This is a genomic window from Rhodococcus sp. EPR-147, assembly GCF_001647185.1.
GTDB lineage: Bacteria > Actinomycetota > Actinomycetes > Mycobacteriales > Mycobacteriaceae > Rhodococcoides.
The window spans coordinates 1-1,081 of sequence record NZ_LVCU01000470.1; the positions used below are offsets into that span (position 1 = coordinate 1).

Sequence of the window (1,081 nt, forward strand, 5' to 3'; positions counted from 1 at the left end):
CCGGACCTACTCGACGAAGCTGCCGACGGTGTCGACACCCGTTTCGAGGGTGCCAAACAGATCTTCCGCAGTCTGAAGCGGTCGTTCGTCACGCAGCCAGATCATATCCAGGTCTTTCCGGGTCACGGTTCGGGCAGTGCCTGCGGAAAAGCTCTCGGCGCGTTGCCGTCGACCAGCGTCGGCTACGAACGTCGTTTCGCTTGGTGGGCCGGGTATGTCGAGCGCGACGACGAGCAGGGCTTCGTCGATGAGATGCTCGACGGCCAACCGGATGCACACGCCTACTTCGGCCGGATGAAGCGTCAGAACAAGCAGGGCCCGGTCGTTCTCGGGCCACTCTCTCCACTGCACGAGTACGACTCCACCGAATTGGCACGCGCCCTCGACTCCGACGAGGTCGTCCTCCTCGACACCCGCGGCCAATATGAGGTGCACGCCGGCGCTGTCCCCGGAGCGCTCAACATCCCCGGTATCGGCAAGGCAGCCTCGTTCGGTGCCTGGGTCTACGACCCCGAACGAGAGGACACTCCACTGGTGGTGCTTGCCGAGGACCGCGCCGTCGCCGACGAGCTACGTGATCACCTGCTGCGGGTCGGCATCGATACGGTGACCGGGTACGTCACAAGTCTACGAGGATTTCCCATGACGACACCCGAGACGATCGGTGCGGACGAGCTGGATTCGTTCGACTCGGCAATGGTGCTGGACGTGCGCAACAAAACCGAACACGCCGACGGCCACATACCTGGCTCCGAACAGCTCAGCGGTGGGCGATTGCTGTGGAACCTCGACGGACTGCCCACGGGCGGTCCGATCGTGACCTACTGCCAGAGCGGCGTCCGTAACGCGGTCGCAGCCAGCGCCCTGCGTCGCGCCGGCTACCGAGTTGTCGAACTCGAGGGCAGCTACGCCGCCTGGTCCGCACGCAACCTCGAAACAGTCTGATCGAACACGCCCGAATCGGAGGCGGTCGTGCAGTCCGCCCCCGGTTTGGTCCTGTGCTCGCCCTGTCGGCTCGCTGCGCCACCGACGGTGAGCAGACCCCAGACCGAGCAGGACCCCGGGCGACACTCCTGATCCG

1 protein-coding gene is annotated in these 1,081 nt (G+C 65.1%); it reads left to right on the forward strand.

Features of this window, described 5'->3' with window-relative positions:
- The coding region (locus tag A2J02_RS20145; RefSeq protein WP_032399667.1) for a rhodanese-like domain-containing protein at window positions 1-945 on the forward strand (945 nt) is incomplete at its 5' end.
- Between the last annotated feature and the right edge of the window lie 136 nt (window positions 946-1,081).